General features: G+C 64.3%; 23 protein-coding genes. 13 read left to right on the plus strand and 10 right to left on the minus strand.

What is annotated here, in order from left to right; genetic code table 11:
• Positions 1–11: 11 nt before the first annotated feature.
• Positions 12–6,302 (minus strand): HAMP domain-containing protein, encoded by a 6,291-nt coding sequence (locus AC0L27_RS16120; RefSeq protein ID WP_354209038.1) that lies wholly within the window; start codon positions 6,300–6,302, stop codon positions 12–14.
• Between the two features lie 284 nt (positions 6,303–6,586).
• Between AC0L27_RS16120 and AC0L27_RS16125 the strand changes: the two genes are divergently transcribed.
• Positions 6,587–6,868, plus strand: coding sequence for a hypothetical protein (locus AC0L27_RS16125; RefSeq protein WP_354209037.1), 282 nt, complete (start codon positions 6,587–6,589; stop codon positions 6,866–6,868).
• A 17-nt stretch (positions 6,869–6,885) separates the two neighbouring features.
• On the opposite strand, the gene AC0L27_RS16130 is transcribed toward AC0L27_RS16125, so the two are convergent.
• A complete protein-coding gene (locus AC0L27_RS16130) occupies positions 6,886–7,398 on the minus strand; it encodes a DUF4142 domain-containing protein (protein ID WP_354209036.1) in 513 nt (170 codons plus the stop codon).
• A gap of 96 nt (positions 7,399–7,494) precedes the next feature.
• Between AC0L27_RS16130 and AC0L27_RS16135 the strand changes: the two genes are divergently transcribed.
• From AC0L27_RS16135 to AC0L27_RS16145, 3 genes are all read left to right on the plus strand, one after another.
• A complete protein-coding gene (locus AC0L27_RS16135; RefSeq protein ID WP_354209035.1) occupies positions 7,495–7,689 on the plus strand; it encodes a hypothetical protein in 195 nt (64 codons plus the stop codon).
• Between the two features lie 103 nt (positions 7,690–7,792).
• Positions 7,793–7,924 (plus strand): hypothetical protein, encoded by a 132-nt coding sequence (locus tag AC0L27_RS16140; protein ID WP_256379041.1) that lies wholly within the window; start codon positions 7,793–7,795, stop codon positions 7,922–7,924.
• An 82-nt stretch (positions 7,925–8,006) separates the two neighbouring features.
• Positions 8,007–8,213, plus strand: a complete 207-nt coding sequence (locus AC0L27_RS16145) for a hypothetical protein (RefSeq protein ID WP_354257973.1) — start codon at positions 8,007–8,009, stop codon at positions 8,211–8,213.
• Between the two features lie 136 nt (positions 8,214–8,349).
• Here AC0L27_RS16145 and AC0L27_RS16150 read toward each other — a convergent pair whose 3' ends face one another.
• Positions 8,350–8,598, minus strand: a complete 249-nt coding sequence (locus AC0L27_RS16150) for a hypothetical protein (RefSeq protein WP_275171708.1) — start codon at positions 8,596–8,598, stop codon at positions 8,350–8,352.
• Positions 8,599–8,773: 175 nt separating this feature from the next.
• Here AC0L27_RS16150 and AC0L27_RS16155 point away from each other — a divergent pair, with 175 nt between their 5' ends.
• The gene (locus tag AC0L27_RS16155) at positions 8,774–8,941 is read left to right on the plus strand and encodes a hypothetical protein (protein ID WP_275171710.1); all 168 of its coding nucleotides are present in this window, start codon (positions 8,774–8,776) and stop codon (positions 8,939–8,941) included.
• Here AC0L27_RS16155 and AC0L27_RS16160 read toward each other — a convergent pair.
• The 7 genes from AC0L27_RS16160 to AC0L27_RS16190 all read right to left on the minus strand — a co-directional run bounded on the left by AC0L27_RS16160 (position 8,938) and on the right by AC0L27_RS16190 (position 14,225).
• Complete coding sequence (locus tag AC0L27_RS16160; RefSeq protein ID WP_275171712.1) at positions 8,938–9,426, minus strand: DUF3147 family protein; 489 nt, start codon at positions 9,424–9,426, stop codon at positions 8,938–8,940. The two genes, AC0L27_RS16155 and AC0L27_RS16160, sit on opposite strands and share 4 nt — an antisense overlap.
• On the minus strand, positions 9,426–9,773 hold the full coding sequence (locus AC0L27_RS16165) for a DUF3147 family protein (protein WP_275171714.1): 348 nt from the start codon (positions 9,771–9,773) through the stop codon (positions 9,426–9,428). Before AC0L27_RS16165 ends, AC0L27_RS16160 begins: the two co-directional genes overlap by 1 nt.
• A complete protein-coding gene (locus tag AC0L27_RS16170) occupies positions 9,770–10,354 on the minus strand; it encodes a phosphatase PAP2 family protein (RefSeq protein WP_473319652.1) in 585 nt (194 codons plus the stop codon). Before AC0L27_RS16170 ends, AC0L27_RS16165 begins: the two co-directional genes overlap by 4 nt.
• A gap of 109 nt (positions 10,355–10,463) precedes the next feature.
• The gene (locus AC0L27_RS16175) at positions 10,464–11,354 is read right to left on the minus strand and encodes an SDR family oxidoreductase (RefSeq protein WP_275171718.1); all 891 of its coding nucleotides are present in this window, start codon (positions 11,352–11,354) and stop codon (positions 10,464–10,466) included.
• 208 nt (positions 11,355–11,562) lie between these two features.
• Complete coding sequence (locus tag AC0L27_RS16180; protein WP_354209033.1) at positions 11,563–12,114, minus strand: DUF4142 domain-containing protein; 552 nt, start codon at positions 12,112–12,114, stop codon at positions 11,563–11,565.
• Between the two features lie 87 nt (positions 12,115–12,201).
• Complete coding sequence (locus AC0L27_RS16185; RefSeq protein ID WP_354209031.1) at positions 12,202–12,429, minus strand: hypothetical protein; 228 nt, start codon at positions 12,427–12,429, stop codon at positions 12,202–12,204.
• An 8-nt stretch (positions 12,430–12,437) separates the two neighbouring features.
• Positions 12,438–14,225 carry a thiamine pyrophosphate-requiring protein gene (locus AC0L27_RS16190; RefSeq protein WP_354209030.1) on the minus strand — a complete coding sequence of 596 codons (1,788 nt, stop codon included), beginning with the start codon at positions 14,223–14,225 and terminating at the stop codon, positions 12,438–12,440.
• A 156-nt stretch (positions 14,226–14,381) separates the two neighbouring features.
• Between AC0L27_RS16190 and AC0L27_RS16195 the strand changes: the two genes are divergently transcribed.
• The 8 genes from AC0L27_RS16195 to AC0L27_RS16230 all read left to right on the plus strand — a co-directional run bounded on the left by AC0L27_RS16195 (position 14,382) and on the right by AC0L27_RS16230 (position 22,181).
• On the plus strand, positions 14,382–14,756 hold the full coding sequence (locus AC0L27_RS16195) for a PRC-barrel domain-containing protein (protein WP_275171722.1): 375 nt from the start codon (positions 14,382–14,384) through the stop codon (positions 14,754–14,756).
• 24 nt (positions 14,757–14,780) lie between these two features.
• Complete coding sequence (locus tag AC0L27_RS16200; RefSeq protein ID WP_275171724.1) at positions 14,781–14,939, plus strand: hypothetical protein; 159 nt, start codon at positions 14,781–14,783, stop codon at positions 14,937–14,939.
• Between the two features lie 200 nt (positions 14,940–15,139).
• Positions 15,140–16,294, plus strand: a complete 1,155-nt coding sequence (locus tag AC0L27_RS16205; RefSeq protein ID WP_473319654.1) for an HlyD family secretion protein — start codon at positions 15,140–15,142, stop codon at positions 16,292–16,294.
• Positions 16,291–17,910 (plus strand): DHA2 family efflux MFS transporter permease subunit, encoded by a 1,620-nt coding sequence (locus AC0L27_RS16210; RefSeq protein WP_354209025.1) that lies wholly within the window; start codon positions 16,291–16,293, stop codon positions 17,908–17,910. Before AC0L27_RS16205 ends, AC0L27_RS16210 begins: the two co-directional genes overlap by 4 nt.
• Before the next feature lie 94 nt (positions 17,911–18,004).
• Positions 18,005–19,006: an NAD(P)H-dependent flavin oxidoreductase gene (locus AC0L27_RS16215; protein ID WP_275171730.1), complete on the plus strand. Its 1,002-nt coding sequence runs from the start codon at positions 18,005–18,007 to the stop codon at positions 19,004–19,006.
• Between the two features lie 107 nt (positions 19,007–19,113).
• Complete coding sequence (locus tag AC0L27_RS16220; RefSeq protein ID WP_275171732.1) at positions 19,114–19,533, plus strand: hypothetical protein; 420 nt, start codon at positions 19,114–19,116, stop codon at positions 19,531–19,533.
• A gap of 118 nt (positions 19,534–19,651) precedes the next feature.
• Positions 19,652–21,217, plus strand: a complete 1,566-nt coding sequence (locus AC0L27_RS16225; RefSeq protein WP_354209021.1) for an alkaline phosphatase D family protein — start codon at positions 19,652–19,654, stop codon at positions 21,215–21,217.
• 145 nt (positions 21,218–21,362) lie between these two features.
• On the plus strand, positions 21,363–22,181 hold the full coding sequence (locus AC0L27_RS16230; RefSeq protein WP_354209019.1) for an aldo/keto reductase: 819 nt from the start codon (positions 21,363–21,365) through the stop codon (positions 22,179–22,181).
• Positions 22,182–22,189 lie beyond the last annotated feature (8 nt).

Here is a 22,189-nt window from a genome sequence, read left to right on the forward strand (position 1 = left end):
GGGCATCCAACTCAGCGGTGCAGCCACATGCGGATTGCAAGCAGCAGTTGATCGGTGTTGACGGGTTTGGCGAGGTAGTCGGACGCGCCGGCCTCGAGGCATTTCTCGCGGTCGCCCTTCATGGCCTTGGCTGTCAACGCGATGATCGGAAGACGGGCGAAGGTCGGATTTTCACGAATGACGCCGATGGTCTGATAGCCATCCATCTGCGGCATCATAATGTCCATCAGCACGATGGCGATCTCCGGGTTGGATTCGACCAAGGTCACCGCCTCGTTGCCGGTCGTGGCCGTCAGCACCTTCATGCCGCGCCGCTCCAGCACGCTCGACAGCGCGAAGATGTTGCGGGCGTCGTCGTCGACGAGCAGGGCGGTCTTGCCGATCAGGTCCTCGTCGGAACTGTTCAGCTTCTCGAGCATGCGCTGCTTCTCCACCGGCAATTCCGTGATCACGCGATGCAGGAACAGCGCGGTCTCGTCAAGCAGGCGCTCCGGCGATTCCACGCCCTTGACGACAATGCTCCGCGCCATGGTGTGGAGTTCCGCATCTTCCTCGGCCGACAGCTCGCGGCCGGTGAAGACGACGACCGGGACATTCGACAGCGCGTCGTCGTTGCGGATCTGGTCCAGCACCTCGAAGCCGGTCATGTCGGGCAGGCGCAGGTCGAGCACAACGCAATCACAGGGGTTCTCACGCAGCATCGAGAGTGCGTCGGCACCGGTGCCGGTCGTCACGATCTCGATGTCGTCGTGGTGCAGGAGCTCACGGATCGAGAGTTGCTCGGCCTCGTTGTCCTCGACGATCAGCAGCCGCTTGCGCCGCGGCCGCGCATATTCCTTGATCTGCGTCAGCGCGGCCGAGACGCCCTCGGTCGTCGTCGGCTTGTTGACGAAGGAGAAGGCGCCGCGCGCCAGCGCATGCTGGCGGTCCTCATCGAGCGTGATGATCTGCACGGGGATGTGGCGTGTCAGCGGATTGTGCTTGAGCTGGCTCAGCACGGTCCAGCCGAGCATATCAGGCAGGAACACGTCGAGCGAGACGGCCCTCGGCTGGTACTGCTTTGCAAGCTCCAGCGCCTCCGCGCCGCGGGCGGCGACCAGCACCTTGAATCCCTTGTCGCGGGCGAGGTCGACCAGCACGCGCGCGTAGTGCGGGTCGTCCTCGACGATGAGGAGGATGCTGTCGCCGGGTTCGAGGTTGAGCCGGTCGTCGGGGAGCTGCTCGATGACGCGCTGCGGTTCGGCTGTCGCGGGCTGCAGCGCCGGCGGCTGGCTCTGTTGTTGGGGCGCCGCGCGGGGCGCGAGCGTCGGGCCGGAATATTTCAGCGGCAGGTAAAGCGTGAAGCACGAGCCTTTGCCCGGCAAGCTGCGCAGGTGGATCTCGCCGCCGAGCAGGCTTGCGAGCTCGCGGCTGATCGCAAGGCCGAGGCCGGTGCCGCCATATTTGCGGCTAGTGCCGGCATCCGCTTGCTGGAACGCCTCGAAGATCAGCTTCTGCTTCTCCAGGGGGATGCCGATGCCGGTATCGGACACTTCGAATGCGATGACGGCCGGCGCCGAGTTGAGCACGGGATGATCCGTGCCCCAGCCGCCGACCGCGGCGGCGACCTTCAGGCGCACCTCGCCTTCGGCGGTGAACTTGAAGGCGTTGGAGAGCAGGTTCTTCAAAACCTGCTGTAGTCGCTTGGAGTCGGTGACGAGGCTGCGTGCGAGATTCGGATCGACGTCGATCTTGAACGAAAGGTTGCGGTTCTCCGCCTCGTGACGGAACGGTCGCCCGACCGTATCGAGCAGGTTCGCGGTCAGGATTTCCTCGGCGTCGACCGTCACCGTACCGGACTCGATCTTGGAGAGATCGAGAATGTCGCTGATGAGATTGAGCAGGTCGGTGCCGGCGCCATGGATGGTGCGGGCGAATTCGACCTGCTTACCGGTAAGATTGCCGTCCGGGTTGTCGGTGAGCTGCTGGCCGAGGATCAGGATCGAGTTCAGCGGCGTGCGCAGCTCGTGGCTCATATTGGCCAGGAATTCGGACTTGTACTTCGAGGTCAGCGCGAGCTCGGTCGCCTTTTCCTCCAGTGCGCGGCGGGCCTGCTCGATCTCCTGGTTCTTGCGCTCGACTTCGACGTTGCGCTCGGCGAGCTGCTGGGCCTTCTGCTCGAGCTGGTCGTTGGTCTGCTGCAATTCGCGCTGCTGGGTCTGGAGTTCGCCGGCGAGCTGCTGCGACTGCTTGAGCAGGCCCTCGGTCTGCATCGTCGCCTCGATCGAGTTGAGCACGATGCCGATCGAGTCCGTAAGCTGCTCCAGGAAGGTCATCTGCGAGGTCGTGAAGGAGGTGAGCGAGGCGAGCTCGATGACCGCCTTGACCTGGCCTTCGAACAGCACCGGCAGCACCACGAGGTTCTTCGGCGCGACGCGAAGCAATGCCGAATTGATCGGCACCACGTCGGGCGGAATGTCCGCAATCACGCGCGGGCGCCGGTCGAGCGCACATTGGCCGATCAGGCCGTCGCCGAATGGCAGCACCCGCGGGTACGGATAGACGCCGTCGCCGGCATAGGAGGCAAGCAGCAGGAGCCGCGGACTGTCTTCGTTCTCGACCTGATAGATCACGCCGGTATGCGCGTTCACCAGCGGCGACAATTCGGTCAGCAGCAGGCGACCGACGGTGGTGAGGTCGCGCTGGCCCTGAAGCATGTTGGTGAATTTCGCCAGATTGGTCTTCAGCCAGTCCTGCTCGGTGTTCACGTCCGTCGTGAGGCGGAGGTTCGTGATCATCGTGTTGATGTTGTCTTTCAGCTCGGCGACCTCGCCGCGGGCGTCGACCTGGATCGACCGCGTCAGGTCGCCCTTGGTCACGGCGGTCGCCACTTCCGCGATCGCGCGCACCTGCGAGGTGAGGTTGGCTGCCAGCAAATTGACGTTGCCGGTGAGATCCTTCCAGGTGCCCGCGGCGCCGGGCACGTCGGCCTGACCGCCGAGCCGGCCCTCGACGCCGACCTCGCGCGCCACCGACGTCACCTGGTCGGCGAAGGTCGCGAGCGTCTCGGTCATGTTGTTGATGGTGTCGGCGAGCGCCGCGACCTCGCCCTTCGATTTCACGGTGAGGTTCTGCTTGAGGTCGCCGTTGGCGACCGCGGTCACCACCTTGACGATGCCGCGGACCTGCTCGGTCAGGTTCGCCGCCATGAAGTTGACGGTGTCGGTGAGATCCTTCCAGGTGCCGGCGACGCCGGGCACCTGGGCCTGGCCGCCGAGTTCGCCTTCGGTGCCGACCTCGCGGGCAACGCGCGTGACTTCGCCGGCGAACGCATTGAGCTGGTCCACCATGGTGTTGATGGTATTCTTGAGCTCGAGGATTTCGCCCTTCACGTCGACGGTGATCTTGCGCGACAGGTCGCCGCGCGCGACGGCGGTGGTGACTTCGGCGATGTTGCGGACCTGGGTGGTGAGGTTCGCGGCCAGCAGGTTGACGTTGTCGGTGAGGTCCTTCCAGGTGCCGCCGACGCCGGGCACGACGGCTTGGCCGCCGAGCCGCCCCTCGGTGCCGACCTCGCGCGCGACGCGCGTCACTTCCGCGGCGAAGGAGCGGAGCTGCTCGACCATGGTGTTCAAGGTGTCCTTGAGCAGCAGAATTTCACCGCGCACGTCCACCGTGATCTTCTTCGACAGGTCGCCGCCGGCGATCGCGGTCGCGACCTCGGCGATGTTGCGGACCTGCGCGGTGAGGTTCGAGGCCATGAAATTGACGTTGTCGGTGAGGTCCTTCCAGGTGCCGGCAACGCCGGGCACCTCGGCCTGGCCGCCGAGCTTGCCTTCGGTGCCGACCTCGCGCGCGACGCGGGTGACTTCACCGGCAAAGCCGTTGAGCTGGTCCACCATGGTGTTGATGGTATTCTTCAGCTCCAAAATCTCGCCACGGACGTCGACGGTGATCTTGCGCGAGAGGTCGCCGCGCGCCACGGCGGTGGTCACTTCGGCGATGTTGCGGACTTGGGCGGTGAGGTTGCCCGCCATCGAGTTGACGCTGTCGGTGAGGTCTTTCCAGGTGCCGGCGACGCCGGGCACGTTGGCTTGGCCGCCGAGCCGACCTTCGGTGCCGACCTCGCGCGCGACGCGCGTCACCTCGCCCGCGAAGCGGTTGAGCTGGTCGACCATCGTGTTCAGCGTGTCCTTGAGCTGAAGGATCTCGCCGCGCACGTCCACGGTGATCTTGCGTGACAAGTCGCCACCGGCGATCGCGGTCGCGACTTCGGCGATGTTGCGGACCTGGGCGGTGAGGTTGCCCGCCATCGAGTTGACGCTGTCGGTGAGGTCCTTCCAGGTGCCGGCGACGCCGGGGACTTCGGCCTGGCCGCCGAGCTTGCCTTCGGTGCCGACTTCGCGCGCGACGCGCGTGACTTCGCCGGCGAAGGCATTGAGCTGGTCCACCATGGTGTTGAGCGTTTCCTTCAGCTGAAGGATTTCGCCTGATACGTTGACGGTGATCTTCTTCGACAAATCGCCCTTGGCCACCGCGGTCGCGACTTCGGCGATGTTGCGGACCTGGCCGGTCAGGTTCGAGGCCATCGAGTTGACGCTGTCGGTGAGATCCTTCCAGGTGCCGGCCACGCCGCGCACCTGGGCCTGGCCGCCGAGCTTGCCTTCGGTGCCGACCTCGCGTGCGACGCGCGTGACCTCGCCGGCAAAGGCGTTGAGCTGGTCCACCATGGTGTTGATGGTGTCTTTCAGCTCCAGGATTTCGCCGCGGACGTCGACCGTGATCTTCTTCGACAAATCGCCGCCGGCGACCGCGGTCGTCACCTCGGCGATGTTGCGGACCTGCGCGGTGAGGTTCGAGGCCATCGAGTTGACGCTCTCGGTCAGGTCCTTCCAGGTGCCGGCGACGCCGAGCACGTTGGCCTGGCCGCCGAGCCGGCCCTCGGTGCCGACTTCGCGCGCGACGCGCGTGACCTCGCCGGCGAAGGCGTTGAGCTGGTCGACCATGGTGTTGAGCGTTTCCTTCAATTGAAGGATTTCGCCCGAGACGTTCACCGTGATCTTTTTCGAGAGGTCGCCGCTCGCGATGGCGGTGGCGACATCGGCGATGTTGCGGACCTGCGCGGTGAGGTTCGAGGCCATGAAGTTGACGTTGTCGGTGAGGTCCTTCCAGGTACCGGCGACGCCCGGCACCTGGGCCTGGCCGCCGAGCTTGCCTTCGGTGCCGACCTCGCGCGCGACGCGCGTCACTTCCGAGGCGAACGAGTTGAGCTGGTCCACCATGGTGTTGATGGTGTCCTTCAGCTCCAGGATTTCGCCGCGCACGTCCACCGTGATCTTGCGCGAAAGGTCGCCGCGCGCCACGGCGGTGGTGACGTTGGCGATGTTGCGCACCTGCGCGGTGAGGTTGCCGCACATCGCGTTGACGCTGTCGGTGAGATCTTTCCAGGTGCCGGCGACGCCGGGCACGATGGCCTGGCCGCCAAGCTTGCCGTCAGTGCCGACCTCGCGCGCCACCCGCGTCACTTCCGAGGCAAAGGAGCGGAGCTGGTCCACCATCGTGTTGATGGCTTCCTTGAGCTGAAGGATCTCGCCGCGGACGTCGACCGTGATCTTCTTCGAGAGGTCGCCGTTCGCAACCGCGATCGTCACCTCGGCGATGTTGCGAACCTGGTTGGTCAGGTTGTTCGCCATCGAGTTGACGCTCTCGGTCAGATCCTTCCAGACGCCGGTCACTTCCGGCACCTGGGCCTGGCCGCCGAGCTTGCCTTCGGTACCGACCTCGCGCGCCACGCGCGTCACCTCGGAGGTGAACACGCCGAGCTGCTTGATCATGGTGTTGACGATGGTCGCCGACTGCAGGAATTCGCCGCGCAGGGGGCGGCCATCGACGTCGAGCTTGACGGTCTGGAGCAGGTCGCCCTGCGCCACGGCTGCGACCGCGCGCGTCACCTCGCGGGTCGGCCACAGCAAATCGTCGATCAGCGTGTTGACCGAGCCTTCCATGTCAGCCCAGGAGCCGGAGGCGAGCCCAAACTTCACGCGCTGGCGCGTCTTGCCCTCGCGGCCCACGACTTGGCCGACCAGCTCGAGCTGCTGCGCCATGCGCTGATTGGCGGCGATGATGTCGTTGAAAGTGTCGGCGAGCTTGCCGTCGATGCCGAGATAGTCGCCGCTCATGCGCACGGAGAAATCGCCGTTTCGCATGGCCTGCAGGGCGAGCAGCAATTCTGCCCGGGAATCCGGCTCCGACATGCCGTTGGTCTTTGGCTTTGGAACGCGACGACCGGAGCGTGATGCAGATCCGGGATCGAGGTCGCTCATACTGATTCCCCCGCAGGCGTCGGCCGAATCCCAGGCAAGACGCGATTATCAAAATAGAGCGTCAGCCAAATTCGAAATCAAGCGCCAACGTCGAGGCGCCCGGAAGTGGAACCTGCTTTGCTCAGCCCGATTAACATAATCGCGACTGTCCGGAATGGTTCCATCGGGTTCCTTTTTTTCCCGGGCGGGAGATGCGTCGGGGGGCTCTTGTGGACCTCGGTCATCGCCTTCCGGAACGGACCGCCAGGCCTGCTGTTAAGCCCGCAAGTACAGGGAGAGCGCACATGAAAGCAGGATTTGCCGTCATCGGGACCGTGATGTTGTTGGCCGGATCGGCGTTCGCGCAGGGCGGGGCCCCCAGCGGCCGCGGGGCCGTCACCGGCGATCCCGCCGCAAGCTCCGCGACCCCACGCGCGGACACACCAACCACGGGTACGTCAGCCCGGTCCAATCCCAGCGGTAGCGGCACGTCGAGTTCGGGCGGCAAGGATGACAATGGGGATGCCGGCCGCGACAAGATGCTGGAGGGCAGCCGCAGCGCGCAGCCGGAGAGCCGACAAAAGTAAGGGATTGCTTGGCAGCCCTACTTGTCCGCCATGGTGCGCTCGGCGTCCTTGACCTGCGAGCGCAACATCGGGAGCTGCTCACGCGCGAACGCTGCAAGCGCGGCATTGTCTGGCGCCTTGAGATAGCGTTCGAGCAGGTCGATCACCGCTTCATACTCGGGGATCTGCGCGGCATAGAAGCTTCTGACGAAAGTGGGTCCGTCCGAGGTTTCGGGCTCGACCAAGCTCGCGCTCGCCGGGGTCGTCTTGGTGACGCGCGGTTCGGTACCGATCGCCTCCTGAATCTCCTTCAAGGCCTTGTCCCGGCGGGCCGCTTCTTCGGCGCGCAGGGCGGCGAGGTTCTTGACCTCGGCATTGCCCTTGAGGTCGGTGCTCTCCAGCAGGCCCTGCTGGAAGCGGCTGAAGGTGTAGAGTTCGCTGATGGCCTCGGTTGCGGTCGGCGTGCGGCCGGCCGGCCGTCGCTCCCCGGTGCTGTCGGCAAGCGCTGCCGTGCTGATGAACGCCAAAACGATCGCGAGATGAATCCGCATGGATATCCAATGGCGGACGGAGGTGGAAAGTTCCGCAGAGGTTACGATCCGGTAAGGCCGGTTGCGACGTGACGGTTCCGTCCCCAATTCATCTTCATGAAACAGTCTGAGATCTTCAGGGATAACGCCGACAACTGCCTCCAGCTCGCCGAGCGGTCCGAAGGACAGCCGGCGCACAAGCGTTTTCTGCGCATGGCAAACGCGTGGACGGCACTCGCCAACGAGCAGGATTGGCTCGACGGCGAGGTCCCGCCCGTTCCAGCCCGCGTCCTTCAAAAGCAGGATGCGTAACGCTCTCGTTTCGTGGATCTGCGTGTGAGACTGCTCACGGACGGCAAGCAGGATCATTCGTAACAGTCGATCGCGTTGATTTCCTATCCAGGAGGTTTTTGCAATGGCTCCACGTCTGGCTCTTCTTTCGCTCATTCTTGCCTTTGGCGTGTCGGTCGCGTTCGCCACGGTGACGACGGTGCGGCAGGTGCATCATGAGAACGCATCGGCCCCGGTGCACTCGGCGCACAGTTAGCCGCAGTCTCGTCTCGCGCGTCCGGAACCTTCGACGCTCCGGCGCGTAAGCGCTTCGAGACAGCAAAGAGGCGAGAGATATCATGGCGCATTCCGACCAAGGCATCATCAGAGATCAGCGCGGTGAACAGCAGCCGCGGGACAAGCAGCGCGCGCAGACCGTGCACAAGTCGGAGCCAAAGGGCTCGTCCTCTCGTGAGGCCACGCGCGATCCCAAACTGAACGACAACAGCAAGACGCCCGGCTCCGGCATGGCGCCCGATGATTCCGGCGACGCCCCGAGCGGCTAATTCCATCAGGAACGAATCGGCGCGCAAAGAGTCGAGGGATTGCTTCCGGTTGTCATGCCCCCGGTGATCCGGAAGTAATCTCCAAGGACGGCCCTGGCACCCGTGCCGGGGCCGTTTTGTTGAGCATCAGGCTGGACTAATCTTCTGTGTCGCGCTGCGGATGCGGTTGTGTGTGGCCGTCCGGGCCGCGTCCGAAAACCCCGAACCTGCTCGATTTGACATTAGGCCCTGCATCGACAGCGGCGGTGGCCAGTCCGAGCTTGAGGAGCTCGCGCACAGCCGCGGCTCGCGTCGGCATGCGATGTTTGAACCGGAAGTCGTCGACCGCCGCCAGTTCTTCCGGTGACAGCATGACCTGGAGCCGCTCGGCGCGAAGGTCGTTCATGATCAATCATCCAAATGAGCAAGTTGAGTAGTTTACTCAACGAACTCATTCCACCGCGGTTCCATAAGATGCTTCTATGGCGCCAAGTGAGTAAAATAATAGAATGAAATCAATAAGTTATATGATGCAGAGGTCGTTGGGCAGGTGTATGCTTCCCGCAAATGGGAGAGACGTCATGACCAACGAAGTCAGATTGCCCCGCAAACATGTCGAAGAGAGCGACGCACCCAAACCGGTGCGCCCGAGCCACCAGAAGGTCATCGAGCAGGTCGAGCGCTGGGCCAACAGCCCGGGCCTTCAACCGCCGAGATTGCAGCCGTCGACGCAGGCCAAAGCGGGCTAGCGCTTCGCCAGGGGAGAGCCTTTTGCCGATAGCGAATGAGCTGATCGGTGCGGTTTGCGGGAGACGCTGCGCAGCTTGCGCCTGAGCCACCAGGCCGATACCGAAACGACGGCCCAGGCTATCAACGCGGCAGCGAAAGCGCCCGTAACGCTGGCAGCCACGGTGAAATGAAAGACGGTGGCGAATGCCAGGAGACCGATGCTTCCCCAGGCGGCACCCGCTGCGTCGAGCCCGGCGGCCTCTTGCCCGCGGCGCGTGCCGCTGAGGCCGGCCTTCTCCTTGGTGCGGCGTTCATGGCTTTCGACCAGCGTGGCGCTGGCGCAGAAGATGGCGGGAAGCGCAAGGAAAAGTCCGCCGACGGACACACCGAAGCGCGCTCCCAGAACCCCCGTGAGCACGGTCGCCAGGCCGCCGAGCAGGAAACGAATGCCGTATTCGTACCAGCGTGTCTGCTTGAGTGCGGAGAGCGACAGCTTGACCGGCATCAGGCCGCACCTCCGAAGCCGGCGAGCAGGCCGAAGGCGACCGCAAGCCACACGATGAGAGCGAGGACGGTCGCGGGCAGCGCGGACACACGGTATCTGATCAGCAGATGGCAGACGACGACGCTGTAGCAGCCGAGCGCGACCGCGCCATAGATCATCGTCCAGCTTTCGGCCGCGGCATATTGCGGTCCGTGCTGGACGACGGCGATGCCGAGCGTCGCCAATGCGACTGACGGTGCTGCGCCGAGCAACCCCGCAAAGCTTTTGGGTTTGAGCATATCGCCCAGGATCGCAAAAGCGGAGACGATGATGCCACCGGCGATGAAGCGCACGATATATTCGGTCACGGCTTTTCCCGCCGATTGACTTGCTTGCGGAACGATTGCGTCAGTGTCCATGGCCCCAAGAGTCTCTCTACGGCCGCGCCAAGCGCAAAGCCTGCGATCACGTCGCTTGCCCAATGCGCGAGTACTGCGATCCGGGTCAGCGACAGCGCGATCGCGACCGTGCGCAGCAATCGGCGCGGCGTCTTCGGCAGCAAGCCCGCCGCCGAGGCAAGGGCGCCCATATGGACGGCGTGACCGGACGGGAAGGCGTCGCGCGCCCGTCCTGAGACGGGTACTCCATGCCCGTGCCCGCGTACGGTCAGCCGGTCTGGCCTGGTCTGATCGAACACGGATTTCAGGAGATGCGGCAGGACGGCCGTTGCCAGCGACACGGCCAGCATGTGATTTGCCACGGGCCGCTGTTGCGGCTGCCGAATGTGAGTATAGAGCCACCCTATTGCGGCCAGCACGAGCAGCACGTGCTCGTCGGCGGCCCAGGTTAATGTCTGCGCCGTGTGCTCGACGCCTGAATTGGTGTGATCAGCGATCGTATCCGCGATCGCGGTGTCGATCCGGCTGGGTTTGACCTCTACCAATGCCATCTGTCTGCAAGCGTGATGTCCTTTGTGACAGTTTTGTAAAGCCCGGAGACTAAGAAGGTTCCTGGGCTCAACTTTGCGGCATCAGCCTGCGGCCAGACCAAAGCGCCGTTTACGGCTGTCCCGAACCGCCAGCGGACCCATACACTTGGCCGGTCGCATAGCTCGCGTCGGCCGCGGCAAGCTGCACGTAAATGGAGGCCAGTTCGGCGGGCTGGCCGGGACGGCCGAGCGGCGTCATGCCGCCGAATTTTTCGAGCTTCTCCATCGTGGCGCCGCCGGAGACCTGGAGCGGCGTCCAGATCGGTCCCGGTGCGACGCCGTTGACCCGGATGCCCTTGGAGGCGAGCTGCTTCGCCAGCGACTTCACGTAGTTCATCGTCGCCGCCTTGGTCTGCGCATAATCGTAGAGATCGGGCGAGGGGTCGTAAGCCTGCTCCGACGTCGTGCCGATAATGCACGAGCCGGGCTTCAAATGCGACAGCGCCGCCCTGATGATCCAGAACGGCGCGTAGATGTTGGTCTTCATGGTCGCGTCGAAGTCTTCCGAGGAGACGTCGAGAATGGACGCACGTGTCTGCTGCCGCGCCGCGTTGCAGACGACTATGTCGAGTCCGCCGAGACCTTGGACGGCCTGCTCGACCAGCGTCTTGCAGAAAGCCTCATCCTTGAGGTCGCCGGGAATGGCGAGCCCGGTACGCCCTTCCTTCTTGATCAGCGCGATGACGTCCTGCGCATCCGGCTCTTCCGCCGGCAGATAGTTGATGGCGACGTCGGCGCCTTCGCGTGCGTACGCTATCGCGGCGGCGCGGCCCATGCCGGAATCGCCTCCGGTGATCAGCGCCTTGCGTCCGGCGAGCCGGCCGGAGCCCTTGTAGCTGGTCTCGCCGTGATCCGGAGGCGGCTCCATCTTGCCGGCGAGGCCAGGCCAGGGCTGCGACTGTTTTTTGAACGGCGGCTTTGGAAAACGGCTGACGGGATCGACGAGTTTCTGCTCGGCCATGGATGTGTCTCCTTTCGCTGTCGAAGAGGCCAGCGAAGCAGCAGCAAGCGTTGCGCTCGCCGCTTGGACGACGTGCCGGCGGGATATGGAAGCCTTGTCTTGATGTGTCATGACGGTCTCCGCGATCTCGCGATCCCAATGCGCGGAGAGAGGCATCGTTGCAAAACGGGAGGACGCCGACCCACGAGCCGGCGTCCTCGGAAGATGTTTACTTGGTCTGACCGACGCTCGGCGCCTTGCCGAGCTCCTTGGCCATGTCGAGGTGGTGCTTGAGCGCCGGCAGCGTCTTGCCGGCCCAATCCTTCAGGTCGGAATTGTCGCCGCCCTTGGCGTAACGCTCGAACAGCGAGACCGCGTCCTCATGGGCGCTGACCTGGTACGAATTGTAGTCCGAGCTGAAGTCCTTGCCGTTCGCGCTCTTGAGCTTGTCGAGCTTGCTCTGATGCGAGCTGTCGAGTGCTGTCGGCAGGGTCGCCTGCACCTTGCCGCCGCTGACGAGGCCCTTGAGTTCGCTGCTGGTCTTGGTGTGGTCGGTCACCATTTGCTGCGCAAAGGTCTTCTCCTGCGCGTTGCCTTTCTGCTGGGCGAGCTTGCTCGACTCGATTTCGAACATGTCGCTGATGGCGACTTCCTTGACGAAGTCGGCGGTAGCGGGCGCGACGCCGAGCGCCGAGTTGACGCCGGTCTTCTCGCCAAGCGACTGGGCGAGCGCGGGGCCTGCGAGAAGCACGCAAGCAGCTGCGATGATGGTACGTTTCATGGTCCGATCCCTCCGAATGGGCGCGCAGCCTCTCGCCGCGCGACGTTGCGCCCACCAACACGTTGCAGCGGCGGGAGTTCCTAACGGCTAATCCGTCGGTCTCCTCCCGCTCCGTGGGTTGATTGGATCGGTCGGCTTGCGCCGAAGCCGTTCAGGCATGAACGGCTCGGTCGGCGTGGCGGTGGCCTCGGCACGTACGTCTGCATGGCGTTGTGCCCGCTCGTGCGGCGTCCGGTTGTCGTTGATCTGCCGCTTCACGTCGAGGCCATCGACGGGATCGTTCACGCCATGCTGGATATCGCGGAAATCGCTCATGCTTCACCTCATTCACTTCCAGGCAGGATCTTTTCCAACACCTGCCGCGCCGCGCCCTTGATTACTCCGCTCTCGTTGGGGTCGCCCTTCAGCAGCGCAAGAGAGAAGTTCTTGGCCTGCTGCAAGGTGATGTGCGGCGGCAGCGGCGGCACTTCGGGGTCGGTCTTGACCTCCAGTACCACCGGCATTTCGCTCGCCAGCGCCTGCTCCCAGGCCGAGCCCAGTAGCCGCGGGTTGTCGACGTAGATGCCGGAGAGGCCGATCAGTTCGGCAAAGCGCGAATAGGACACGTTTGGGATGCGCTGCGATGCCTCGAATTTCGGATCGCCGTTGATGACGCGCTGCTCCCAGGTCACCTGGTTGAGGTCTTCGTTGTTGAAGACGCAGACGATGAAGCGCGGATCCTTCCAGTCGCGCCAATACTTCGCGGCGGTGATCAGTTCGGCCATGTTGTTCATCTGCATCGCGCCGTCGCCGACGAGGGCAATCACCGGGCGGTCGGAATGGGCGTATTTCGCGGCGAGTGCATAGGGCACCGCCGCACCCATCGAGGCGAGGCCGCCTGAGAGCGAGGCCGTCATGCCGCGGCGCATCTTCAGGTCGCGCGCGAACCAGTTGGCGCAGGAGCCGGAATCGCTGGTGATGATGGCACGGTCCGGCAGGCGCGGAGACAGCTCCCAGGCGACGAGCTGCGGATTGACCGGTGCTGCGGGCTGATGTGCCCGATCATCTAGCGTCTTCCACCATTTCGCGACGTCGTCCTGGATGCCCTGGCGCCAGGCGCCGTCGGTCTTGGGTGCGAGCCGCGGCAGCAGGGCGCGCAGCGTCTCGGCGGCATCGCCGACCAGGCCAACCTCCATGGGGAAGCGGATCGACATCATGCTGGCGTCGATGTCGATCTGCACGCCGCGCGCCGCGCCTTCCTTCGGCAGGAATTCGGCATAGGGAAAGGCGGAGCCGACCATCAGCAGCGTGTCGCATTCCATCATCATGTTGTAGCTGGGTTCGGTGCCGAGCAGGCCGATCGAGCCGGTGACCCAGGGCAGATCGTCGGGGAGCGCTGCCTTGCCGAGCAGCGCCTTGGCGCAGCCGGCTGACAAGCGGTCGGCGACCGCGATCACCTCCTCGGTGGCGTGGAGCGCGCCGGCGCCGACGAGCATCGCGACCTTTTTGCCAGCATTGAGCACTTCGGCGGCACGGTCGAGGTCAGCGTCACGAGGCCTGATGCTTGGCGCGCTATAGCCGATGCCGGAGTGCAGGGTACCATGAGCACGCGGCGGATCCTCGTACGGCTCCTCCTGGATGTCGTTAGGCAGGATGATCACCGTTGGCGTCCGCCGTGCCAGCGCGATCCGGATCGACCGATCGATCAGATGCCGGATCTGCGCCGGCGAGGAGGCCTGCATGACATAGGCGCCAGCCACATCCTTGAACATCGAGACCAGATCGAGTTCCTGCTGATAGTGTCCGCCCAGTGCATTGCGCGCCTGCTGACCGACGATCGCGAGCACGGGCTGGTGATCGAGCAGGGCATCATAGAGCCCGGTGATCAGATGCGAGGCGCCGGGGCCCGAAGTTGCGATACAGACCCCGAGTTGGCCGGAGAACTTCGCATAGGCGGTCGCCATGAAGGCGGCCATCTCCTCATGCCGCGCCTGGACAAAGCCGATCTTGCCCTCAGCGCGCTGAAGGGCCCCGAACACGCCGTTGATGCCGTCGCCGGGATAGCCAAAGAGGTGGCGCACGCCCCATTGATGCAGACGTTGAACGATGAAGTCGGAGACGGTCTGGGACATCGAGGGCGGCCCTTCGTTTTCCGGTATTTGGTTTCCGGGATTTGAATTTGAGAGAACCGCCCGTTTCCGGCGATGTTCCTCAAGTCTGGCGGAACATGCCGGAACGATCGAGCACCTCTTCGGGTTGTCTCCACACTGGCTGAGTGGAGAATTGAGATGTTGAATCAGGGTGAACTGGACAGAGACGAGATGGGTCGGTTGATCGGCAGCGACAAGGTCGAGGGAACATCGGTCTATGGCGCCGATCGCAACAAAATCGGCTCGATCGAACGCGTGATGATCGACAAGATCAGCGGCAAGGTGTCCTACGCCGTGCTCGGCTTCGGCGGATTTCTGGGCCTCGGCAACGACCATTACCCGCTGCCGTGGCAGTCGCTGAAATACGACACGGAGCTCGGCGGCTATGTCACCGGCATCACCACCAAGGAGCTGGAAGGCGCGCCGAAATACGGCGAACGGAGCGATTGGAACTGGGGTGATGACGCCGCGGTTCGCGGCATCAACTCCTATTACGGCGTCCCCTTCGCGTAAGCGTTTCCACCGAAAGGAAGCTCGATGAGCAAGGAACGGCCTAACGACGATCCCCGGCAGCAGAGCGACTGGGGTTCGCACAAGCAGACGGACAAGCCCTGGAAGGGCACTCCGGAAAAAGAGCAGGGATCGGACGAGGTGAAGCCCGATCTCGAGAAATGGCAAGCGACGAAGACGCACTAACTCCAGGTGCACTTCCCATGAGATATCGATGCGGGCGCGGCACGTATTGTGCCGCGCTTCCTTTTTGGGCAGGGCGTTCACGAACGCGATGGTGCTCGCAACAAGCGGAACCATGATCAGGAGTTGCAGTTGGGCTCGCGGCGCGTGTGCCGGCTTTGGCGGCTCTGCCGCCAGTTTGATCCCCGAGAAAGGTGTTCACCGTGGATGCTCAAACACGGGAGCGTGAACCGTCCGCGGAGCAGCCGCAGAGGGCAAAGCAAGCTCCGAAGACATCTCCTGATCAGGCCCGTGACGCCGAGGACTCGAGGCCGGCGAAGGCGCCGTCACTGCGAGACCGGATTCGCGAGCATTGGTTGCTGGCAACCGTTGGCGCCATCCTCTTGCTCGCGGCCCTGATCGGCGGAGTGCTCTATTGGCTCCAGGTGCGCCACTATGAATCCACCGACGATGCCTTCGTCGCGGCGCGCAGCTTTTCCGTGGCCTCGAAGGTCGGCGGCTACGTGACCGACATCCCCGTCACGGACAACCAGCATGTCAACGCCGGGGACATTCTTGCCAAGATCGACGAGCGCGACTATCGCATCGCCATCGATCAGGCCAATGCTCAGGTCGCGGTCGCCAGGGCGAACATCGCCAATGTCGAGGCGCAGATCGTTTCGCAGCAGGAGCAGATCAAGCAGGCGGAGGCGCAGCTCGAACAGGCCCAGGCCCAGCTCCAGTTCTCGCAGGAAGAATTCGCGCGCGCCCAGGATCTGGTCGAGAAAGGTGCCGGCACCGTGCAGCGCCAGCAGCAGACCCGCTCCGATCTTCAGGCGCAGCAGGCCAACACCGAGCGCGCGAAGACCGCGGTGACGGCCGCGCAAGTCGGCATCAAGACGCTGCAAGCGCAGCTCGAGGGTGCCCAGGCGCAGCTCGAGCAGTCGCAGGCGCAGCTCGATCAGGCCAAGCTGAACCTGCAATATACCAGCGTCGTTGCGGCGCAGTCCGGCCGCGTCGTCAAGCTCAGCGGCGCCAAGGGCACCTTCGTCAACGCGGGCCAGAGCTTGATGATGTTCGTGCCCGACGAAGTCTGGATCGTCGCCAATTACAAGGAGACGCAGCTCAATGACATGCGGCCTGGCCAGCCGGTCGAGATCCGCATCGACGCCTATCCCGGGCGCAAGCTGACCGGCCATGTCGAGTCCGTTCAGCCGGGCTCCGGCACTGCGTTCAGCCTGCTGCCGGCAGAGAACGCCACCGGCAATTACGTCAAGGTGGTGCAGCGCGTGCCGGTGAAGATCGTGGTCGACAGCTGGCCGGCCGATTTGCCCGTTGGTCCCGGCATGTCGGTCGTGCCCTGGACCAGGGTGCGATGACCGACACGGCGCAAGGCGGCGCGTCCGCAGGCGGCTGGTCGCCGGAGCGCTCGGCGGCGGGCGGTCATAATCCCTATCTCATCGCGTTCGTCGTCTCGATCGCCACCTTCATGGAGGTGCTCGACACCACCATCGCCAACGTCGCCTTGCGCCACATCGCCGGTGGGCTAGCCGTCGGCATCGACGAGAGCACCTACGTCATCACCAGCTATCTCGTCGCCAACGCCATCGTGCTGTCGATCTCGGGATGGCTGTCGACCGTGATCGGCCGCAAGCGCTTCTACATGATCTGCGTTGCGATCTTCACGGTCTCCTCGCTTTTGTGCGGCTTTGCCTGGAATTTGCAGTCGCTGGTGCTGTTCCGCATCCTTCAGGGCCTTGGTGGCGGCGGCATGGCGACCAGCGAGCAGGCGATCCTCGCCGACTCCTTCCCGCCGCACAAGCGCGGCCAGGCCTTCGCAATCTATGGCGTGGCCGTCGTGGTCGCGCCCGTGGTCGGTCCGACGCTCGGCGGCTGGATCACCGACACCTACACGTGGCACTGGGTGTTCCTGATCAACGTCCCCATGGGATTGCTGTCGCTGTTCCTGGTCGGCACGCTGGTCAAGGAGCCCTCGGGTGCGGAGGAGGAGAGGGAGAAGCTGCTGAGCAAGGGCCTGCGCGTCGACTATGTCGGCTTCCTGCTGGTCGCGAGCGGGCTTGGCTCGCTCGAATACGTGCTCGACGAGGGCCAGCGCAACGACTGGTTCGGCTCGAACATGATCGTGTTCTTCGCGGTGCTTTCGGCCGTCTCGCTGGTTGCGCTGATCCCGTGGGAGCTGACGCGCGAGGATCCCATCGTCGATCTCCGCCTGCTCGGCCGCCGTCAGTTCGCCGCTTGCTTCCTGGTCATGCTTGCGACCGGCGCGGTGCTGATCTCGACGACGCAGCTCTTGCCGCAACTCCTCCAGAGCGACTTGAACTACACCGCCATGCTGGCGGGGCTCGCGTTGTCACCGGGCGGAATCGCGACCCTGGTGCTGATGCCGGTGGTCGGCCGTCTCGTCAGCAGCGTGCAGCCGAAATACCTCATCATGCTTGGCGCCACCATCGTCGCGTTCTCGATGTGGCATCTCACGGGCCTCACCGGCGATATCACCTACGGCTATGCCGCGATGTCGCGCATCTTCCTCGCGCTGGGTCTGCCTTTCCTGTTCCTGCCTGTCACGACCGCGTCCTATGACGGTGTGCCGCCCGACAAGACCAACCAGGCCTCGGCGCTGATCAACGTCGCCCGCAATATCGGCGGCTCCATGGGCGTCGCATTGGCGCAGACCATTCTGGCGCAGCGCCAGCAATTCCATCAGAGCCGCCTGATCGAGCACGCCGCGCCGTCGGACCTCGGCTACCAGCAGACCATCGAGACGATGACCCGCTTCTTCCAGGCTCAGGGCTCGAATGCGAGCGATGCGGCCGCGCAGGCGGTCGCCTGGGTCGGCCGCACCTTGCAGCATCAGGTCGATTTGCTCGCCTATATCGACGTGTTCTGGACGCTCGCGATCATCGCGGTGCTGATGATCCCGACCGCCGCGGTGCTGCGCCCGATCAAGCTGGGCGCCCCCGCGCGGGGGCATTGAGCCAACGGCCGTTCGGAGAGAAATGGTGACCGCGGCGCAAAAGTCCGGCTAGACTGGGTCCGAACGTCAAGCAAAAGCCCGGGAGGTAATTTAAGTGAAGACCGCGATCACCGAACTGTTCGGCATCGAGCACCCCATCATCCAGGGCGGCATGCATTTCGTCGGCTTTGCCGAGCTGGCGGCTGCCGTCTCCAATGCCGGCGGGCTCGGCATCATCACCGGTCTCACGCAGAAGACGCCGGAGCTGTTGGCCAAAGAGATCGCGCGCTGCCGTGACATGACCGACAAGCCGTTCGGCGTGAACCTCACCTTTCTGCCGACCTTCGCCGCGCCGCCTTATCCGGAATACATCGCCGCCATCGTCGAAGGCGGCATCAAGTCCGTGGAGACCGCGGGCCGCAGCCCGGAAGCCTACATGCCAGCGCTGAAGGCCGCCGGGATCAAGGTCATTCACAAATGCACCTCGGTGCGCCACTCCCTCAAGGCCGAGCGCATCGGATGCGACGCCGTCAGCGTCGATGGTTTTGAGTGCGGCGGCCATCCCGGCGAGGACGACATTCCCAACATGATTCTGCTGCCGCGCGCGGCAGAGGAATTGAAGATTCCGTTCGTTGCCTCCGGCGGCATGGCCGACGGCCGCAGCCTCGTCGCGGCACTGTCGCTGGGGGCGGCCGGCATGAACATGGGCACGCGCTTCATCGCCACCAAGGAAGCCCCAGTGCATCAGAACGTCAAGAACGCGCTGGTCGCCGCGACCGAGCTCGACACCCGCCTGATCATGCGGAGCCTGCGCAACACCGAGCGCGTGCTGAAGAACGCCAATGTCGACCGTCTGCTCGAGATCGAACGCGAGAAGGGCGACAAGCTGAAGATCGACGACATCCACGACCAGGTCGCGGGCGTCTATCCCAGGATCATGCTGGATGGTCAAATGGACGCGGGCGCGTGGAGCTGCGGCATGGTCGCAGGCCTCATCCACGACATCCCCACCTGCAAGGAACTCGTCGACAGGATCATGGCTGAGGCGGAAACCATCATCCGTACCCGCCTGATGGGGTTTCTTGAAGGGGCGGGTGCACCGCGAAAGGTCGCCTGACACCGCCAAACTTCTTAACCACGGCGGCAGTTGACCGCTGGAATTGCGCGCGACGCCTCCTAAATAGAGGTAAATTACCTCTTAACAATCAATTTCAGGAGGCGTCCGTGATTCCAAAGAGCGCTCCTTTTGCAATTGCCGTTGCCCTCGTGCTCGCATGGGCCGGCGTCGCGCGCGCTGACGACTACAAGCCCGACGAATATCTCGGCCTCGATCTTTCCAAGGCGGTGCTGTCGCCGAAGCGGCTCGGGCCCGAAACCCAATTCGCGCCGGTCGCGCTGGAGGCGCGCGGCAGCAACGAGGCGCAGGCGCGCGCCGAGCCGGTCGACGTGCCGAAGAAGGTCGCCGCCGAACGCGTGCGCGTGCCGGTGCCGAAGGTCGCGCACGCCAAGCCCGCGCAGCCACGCGGTGCGGCACGCACCAAGCTCGCGCATCGCCACGGCAATCCGCTCGACGCGCAGGCGATGGACACCCGCATCCAGACCTGGCCCTGTCGCACCGGCGGCATCTGCAACTGGAAGCATTAGCTCAGTTCCGAGCCGTCATCCGTACGTCGCAAAACCGTAGGCCCGCGGTCAAGAAACCGTAAGCCGGGGGTCAAACGACGCAGGCACCTTCCGTCGCGATTCGACGAAGGTTTCCTGAATGGTAGCGCTCCGCGCCTCGCGCGCCTGGACCCGGCGGCAATTCCTGGTCCGTTCCACCTCGAGCCTCGCCGTCGCCGCGCTCGCAACGCCACATCTCAGCCGTGCCGCGGATCGTCCGCAGATCGCAGGCGGCATCCAGTCCGGCGACGTCTCGGCTGGCTCCGCCGTGATCTGGGCGCGCGCCGACCGGCCGGCGCGGATGCAGGTCGACTATTCGACCGTGGAAAGTTTCAAGACCGTCATCGCGTCGGCTTCGCGCGATGCGTCGCCCGATGCCGACTTCACCTCGAAATTGCTGCTGGAAGATCTGCCGCCCGGGCAGGACATCTTCTATCGTGTGCGCTTCGACGACATCGCGACCGGCATCGCCGGCGAAAGCCGCGTTGGCCATTTCCGCACTGCGCCGGCTGCCGGCCGCTCGATTTCGTTCCTGTGGTCCGGCGATACCGCGGGGCAGGGCTGGGGCATCGACACATCGCGCGGTGGCTACCGCAGCTATCGCACCATGCTCGAAAATCGCCCGGACTTCTTCATCCACTCCGGCGACCACATCTATGCCGACTGCACGATTCCCTCCGAGCAGACGCTGCCGAACGGCGAGATCTGGCGCAATGTCGTGACCGAGGAGAAATCCGAGGTCGCGCACACGCTGGCGCAGTTCCGCGGCAATTACAAATACAACCATCTCGACGAGCACTTCCGGTCCTTCCATGCCGAGGTGCCGATGTTTGCACAATGGGATGATCACGAGGTCACCAACGACTGGTCGCCGACCGGCAGCTATGACGGGGCCGGCCATGAGGATGACGGCACCCCGCGCCTGGTCTCGCGCGCCCGCCGCGCCTTCTTCGACTTCATGCCCATCCGCGACATCGGCGCGCGAAAGGGGCGGGTCTATCGCAAGATCGCTTATGGTCCGTTGCTCGACGTGTTCATGATCGACATGCGCAGCTATCGCGATGAAAACTGGAACAAGGGCGACGATCACCGCGGCTGGATCCTCGGTGCCGAACAGCTCGCCTGGGTGAAGCGTGAGCTCGCCGCCTCGCGCGCGACCTGGAAGGTGATCGCGGCCGATCTGCCGATCGGGCTGGTCAGCCTCGATGCGGTCGCGCTGGGTGATGGGCCGCCCGACCGGCGTGAGCACGAGATCGCCGATCTTCTCGCCTCCATCAAGCGCGCCGGACTCCGCAACATCGTCTGGCTCACCGCCGACATGCACTACACCGCCGCGCACTATTACGATCCGAACAGGGCGCAATTCCAAGACTTCGAACCGTTCTGGGAGTTCGTCTCGGGGCCCTTGCATGCCGGCACCTGGGGGCCGGGCGAGCTCGACAACACCTTTGGTCCGGTCGCGATATACCAGAACGGATGCAGTGAAGCGCAGGGCGAGAATTTGGCCCCCTGTTTCGGACTCCAGTTCTTCGGCAAGGTCGACATTGAAGGCCGAACCGGCGTGATGACAGTGACGCTGAAGGACGTCGACAACCGGGACCTCTGGTCGGTCGATATCGTGCCGCAACCGCAGGTGCGTCCAGCCGTGGTGGCGCAGCATTCGTAGGTCGCTAACCCGATCTTGATTGGCCGCCGTGCACCTGCCGCGCTATGCTGTCCATTCCCGCCACCTCTTTTCCATCCCCGAAGAGTCTGCTCACGCAGCATCGCTGCTGGCCCCCGGCGGGCTGAACGACGTCAGGAGCCTTTTCATGGATACTCTCAAGACACAGGGCATCAGCATGCCCAAGCTCGGCCTCGGGACCTTCCGCATGCAGGGCGATGCCTGCCGCGCGGCGGTCGAGAGCGCGCTCTCGATCGGCTATCGCCATATCGATACCGCTGAGATGTACGGCAACGAAGAGCCGATCGGCGCGGCGCTCGCTGCGGCCCGGCTGCCGCGCGGCGAGCTGCACGTCACGACAAAAGTCTGGCACGAGAACCTCAGCCCCGACGCCATCCGCCGCGCCTTCGACACCAGCCTGAACAAGCTGCGGCTCGACCATGTTGACCTCTATCTCGTGCACTGGCCGTCCAGGGCCGCGAACTGGGGTGCGGTGTTCGAGACCTTGATGACGCTGAAGGAGGAGGGGCGCACGCGGGCGATCGGCGTTGCCAACTTCACCACGGCGCTGCTCAAGATCGCGGTCGAGGACATCAAGGCGCCGATCGCCTGCAATCAGATCGAATATCACGCCATGCTCGATCAATCGAAGGTGCTGGCCTATCTCAACGCCAAGTCGATCCCGCTGGTCGCCTATTGCCCGCTGGCACAGGGGCGCGTCGCCTCCGATCCGGTGCTGGCCGAGATCGGCGCCAAGCACAATGCAAGCGCCGCGCAGGTCGCGCTGAAATGGCTGCTCGACCAAGACGGTGTCGCCGCGATCCCGAAAGCCTCACGCCGCGAGAGCCAGCAGGCCAATCTCGACGCGCTGAAGATCACGCTCGACGATGCCGACCGCAACAAGATCGCCGCGCTGCCGAAGGACAGGCGCTGCGTCAATCCCGGCTTTGCGCCGGCATGGGACTGACCTCGCCG

The sequence above is a fragment of the Bradyrhizobium sp. Ken51 genome (assembly GCF_055807435.1).

Excerpts from the sequence above, each read along its gene's own strand:
- AC0L27_RS16120 (WP_354209038.1), bottom strand. The coding sequence starts at position 6,302 with ATGAGCGACCTCGATCCCGGATCTGCATCACGCTCCGGTCGTCGCGTT.
- AC0L27_RS16125 (WP_354209037.1), top strand. The coding sequence starts at position 6,587 with ATGAAAGCAGGATTTGCCGTCATCGGGACCGTGATGTTGTTGGCCGGA.
- AC0L27_RS16130 (WP_354209036.1), bottom strand. The coding sequence starts at position 7,398 with ATGCGGATTCATCTCGCGATCGTTTTGGCGTTCATCAGCACGGCAGCG.
- AC0L27_RS16135 (WP_354209035.1), top strand. The coding sequence starts at position 7,495 with ATGAAACAGTCTGAGATCTTCAGGGATAACGCCGACAACTGCCTCCAG.
- AC0L27_RS16140 (WP_256379041.1), top strand. The coding sequence starts at position 7,793 with ATGGCTCCACGTCTGGCTCTTCTTTCGCTCATTCTTGCCTTTGGCGTG.
- AC0L27_RS16145 (WP_354257973.1), top strand. The coding sequence starts at position 8,007 with ATGGCGCATTCCGACCAAGGCATCATCAGAGATCAGCGCGGTGAACAG.
- AC0L27_RS16150 (WP_275171708.1), bottom strand. The coding sequence starts at position 8,598 with ATGAACGACCTTCGCGCCGAGCGGCTCCAGGTCATGCTGTCACCGGAA.
- AC0L27_RS16155 (WP_275171710.1), top strand. The coding sequence starts at position 8,774 with ATGACCAACGAAGTCAGATTGCCCCGCAAACATGTCGAAGAGAGCGAC.
- AC0L27_RS16160 (WP_275171712.1), bottom strand. The coding sequence starts at position 9,426 with ATGCCGGTCAAGCTGTCGCTCTCCGCACTCAAGCAGACACGCTGGTAC.
- AC0L27_RS16170 (WP_473319652.1), bottom strand. The coding sequence starts at position 10,354 with ATGGCATTGGTAGAGGTCAAACCCAGCCGGATCGACACCGCGATCGCG.
- AC0L27_RS16175 (WP_275171718.1), bottom strand. The coding sequence starts at position 11,354 with ATGGCCGAGCAGAAACTCGTCGATCCCGTCAGCCGTTTTCCAAAGCCG.
- AC0L27_RS16180 (WP_354209033.1), bottom strand. The coding sequence starts at position 12,114 with ATGAAACGTACCATCATCGCAGCTGCTTGCGTGCTTCTCGCAGGCCCC.
- AC0L27_RS16185 (WP_354209031.1), bottom strand. The coding sequence starts at position 12,429 with ATGAGCGATTTCCGCGATATCCAGCATGGCGTGAACGATCCCGTCGAT.
- AC0L27_RS16190 (WP_354209030.1), bottom strand. The coding sequence starts at position 14,225 with ATGTCCCAGACCGTCTCCGACTTCATCGTTCAACGTCTGCATCAATGG.
- AC0L27_RS16195 (WP_275171722.1), top strand. The coding sequence starts at position 14,382 with ATGTTGAATCAGGGTGAACTGGACAGAGACGAGATGGGTCGGTTGATC.
- AC0L27_RS16200 (WP_275171724.1), top strand. The coding sequence starts at position 14,781 with ATGAGCAAGGAACGGCCTAACGACGATCCCCGGCAGCAGAGCGACTGG.
- AC0L27_RS16210 (WP_354209025.1), top strand. The coding sequence starts at position 16,291 with ATGACCGACACGGCGCAAGGCGGCGCGTCCGCAGGCGGCTGGTCGCCG.
- AC0L27_RS16225 (WP_354209021.1), top strand. The coding sequence starts at position 19,652 with ATGGTAGCGCTCCGCGCCTCGCGCGCCTGGACCCGGCGGCAATTCCTG.
- AC0L27_RS16230 (WP_354209019.1), top strand. The coding sequence starts at position 21,363 with ATGGATACTCTCAAGACACAGGGCATCAGCATGCCCAAGCTCGGCCTC.